The sequence below is a fragment of the Streptococcus sp. CCH8-H5 genome (assembly GCF_001556505.1).
Taxonomy (GTDB): Bacteria; Bacillota; Bacilli; order Lactobacillales; family Streptococcaceae; genus Streptococcus.
Map to the genome: position 1 here is coordinate 1 of NZ_LSIZ01000092.1, position 2,741 is coordinate 2,741.

The 2,741-nt window shown below is 42.1% G+C and carries 1 protein-coding gene; it reads right to left on the minus strand.

All coding sequences use genetic code 11. The annotated features are described in order from the left end of the window. The coding region (locus AX663_RS10805) for an Ig-like domain-containing protein (RefSeq protein ID WP_197414210.1) at window positions 1-2,741 on the minus strand (2,741 nt) is incomplete at both ends.

The following is a 2,741-nucleotide window of genomic DNA, read 5'->3' on the forward strand; positions in this document are numbered from 1 at the left end:
CTGATGGGTCAGTTGCTTTAGCTGTTACATTACCTACTGGAATATCAACTGTTGGCGTGATGGTTACTTTACCATTGCTAGCAGCCGTTCCTTCACCAATCTTATTACCGTCTTTATCGTAAAGAGCAACAGTTGAGCCTGGTTCTGCGCTCACTTCTACTGATGGCTTAGTGCCTGCTTTACCTGTGAGGTCTGTATTCACTACTGGTTTCGCTGGAGCTGTTGTATCTGTTGCTACTTTTGGATCACTTGCAACTGATGTGTTACCTGCCGCATCTGTTGCTTTAGCTGTCACATTTCCTGCTGGAATATCAACGGTTGGGGTAATGGTTGCTTTACCATTTTCTCCCGCTGTTGCTTCACCGATCTTGTTGTTATCTTTATCGTAAAGGGCAACAGTTGAGCCTGGTTCTGCACTCACTTCAACTGATGGCTTAGTGCCAGCCTTTCCTGTAAGATCTGTATTCACTACTGGTTTATCTGGAGCTGTGGTGTCTTTTGCAGGTGTAACTAAGTATGCAGCAGCAATTTTATCTACTGATTTATCAGGATAAGTAATAGTAACATTACCCTTTTCATCCGCAACGTATGTTGTTCCTTGTGGAAGCGCAGTATTCGCGTCTCCAACCGTTTTTTCAATAGCTGCCTTCTCAGTTGCACTTATATTATTAGGATCAGCAACTTCTACTTTTGCTCCTCCAGGAGTTGGCTCATACTTCTTAGCTGTCTCAAGAACGGTAATTGTAAGATTTCTCGTTACTACTTTACCATTTTTATTTCTAACAGCATAGGTAGCAGTGGAACTACCTGCAGACTGCGTCATATCAACATTACCACGATAGTATGCCTTACGCTGTCTATAAGTATTTGAGCCAGCTGTATCCAGAAAACCACCATTAGAATCATTCGTATATGCTAGTCCTTTTGCCAAATAAGGATTATTAGGAATCCAAAATTTTTCAACTGACGGTGATCCTGCTGCTTGAATTGTTACATTGACAGGATCACCCGGGTAAACTGTAAGATGTGACTCGGTAACCAAAAGTTGAGTGTAGTTATCACCACTAACTCCTCCACCTACATAGGTCAACGGTGTTTTTGTAACTGTAATCGGTGCACTCTTAGCTGACTCACTTCCACCTGCTGGTGTTGAGGTAGCTGTAATTTCTCCTTCTGGAAGGCTATTTGTTGGATGGATTGTTGCTACACCTTGCTCATTGGCCACTGCTTCACCGATCACTACGCCATCATTGTTGTAAAGTTTGACAGTTGAACCTGCTGTTGCATTTACAGTCACATCAGCTGGTGTACTTGCTTTACCATTAAGATTTGAAGTAATTTCTGGAACCTGACTTGCTGGTGCAACTGGTTTTGGTGTTTCACCTTGAACTTCAAAAGTAATTGTCACTTCTTGTGGAGCTTGGTTATAATGAGCTGGGTAAGTGACCATTACGGTTTTAGTATAAGTACCAGCTTGTGTAGCTGTTGGAGCTTGCCCGTCTTTCCATGCAAATGTTGTTGCACCACGATAGTTATTTGGGAATTCTGGAGTTCCAGCTTTATTGGTTACATAGGTAGCTGGATCAGCATCAAAACTTCCACCAACTTTTGCAGTGTACTTTTCTTTGACTGCAACTGCTTGGAATTTTGAACTTTCATTATCAATGAAGTTATCTGTGAAACCAGTCATGATATTTGTTCTTCCACCAATAACTCCTGTTCCTTGCATACCTGCAACATAGTCAAGTGGCTTAGATTTATCTACGATTGGTGTGTCAAATGTAATCGTCCACATAACATTACGAAGTGCATTATTATCCGCTGTCATCGTATACAAAGCCTGTGAACGTTCTGCTGTTTGAGCCGCTACCGCTGCTTCATTTCCTTTAATTGCTGGATTTTTTGTATCTTTGTAAAGTTGAGTCAAACGCTTTGTCATTTCAGCGCCAGTATAGGTATTCATTCTACCATTTTGACCCATTAAGTATGATCCATCGTTATCCTTCCAGTAATTACGTGTATTGACTACTTTTCCATTTTTGTCAGTTTGAACAACGTTCCAGTTTGTTGGTGCCCCAACAGAATCTTTAGGAATCGTAAAGTAAACATAACCGCTAGCGGAATTTGCTTTTCGACCAGGATTATCAAGAACAGTCCAATGAAGAACATTATTAGCCTTATCTACTTCGTAGCTAATCTGTACGTAATCTTGAACATTTTCTTTATTAGAATAATCAAGATTTTGTGCACCATCTGACGCACGTGTTTCAGTTGATGCTGAACGTGTTTCTCCTTGTGCGATACTTCGACGACTACGTACACGAGGCGCATTTGGTGTTTCCGACACAGTAATATTATTTGTATTAGTGATCTCTGAGCTTGCTGTAGTTGATGATGTTGTAGAAGCTGTAACTGAACGAGATGCCTCTGATGCAGGTACCTCTGATGCAGTTGCTGGTTTTGCAGTTGATACATTTGTTGAGCCTGTAGCTTCTGAAGCAACCGCTTGACTTGTTGATGTCGCTACTGAATTTGCCGGCGCTGAACTTGTAGGCTCAACTGATGTCGCTGCGACTGTTTCAGTGACAGCTGGTGTTACCGTAGTAGTTGAGACACTTTCTGATGCTGTGCTTGGCGAAGTTGCGGCCGGAACTCCTTCACCTTGACTTGCACTTACAGCTGTAGCTGCAACTGTTGCTCCATCAGATGTCGTTTCATCCGCTTGAGCTGTGTGACCAATC